The 244-nt window shown below is 34.8% G+C and carries 1 pseudogene; it reads right to left on the minus strand.

The features are described from left to right. Positions 1-38: 38 nt before the first annotated feature. Positions 39-244: pseudogene (locus ACTHSP_RS23980) on the minus strand (hypothetical protein); the annotation flags it as partial.

Genomic DNA, 244 nt, shown 5'->3' on the forward strand with positions numbered 1-244 from the left:
GTTTCGGGCTGCCTTTAATCTGCATTATGGAATCATGATTAGCCATACGGGTTTTCTGTTTTTTGCTTTTCTTCTTTAAACCATTGTTCAAAAATATTACCCGGTGTTAAATCATCTCTATGCGAGAAAAATTTTTCATATGAATAATTAGCGGATGCTTTCTGATTTACATTGTCATATATGAGTTTCAACTGAGTTGGAATTTCCTGATGATTCTCGGCAAAGACAGAGCATAGTTCCGAAT

This window comes from Neisseria sp. P0001.S005 (genome assembly GCF_051963715.1).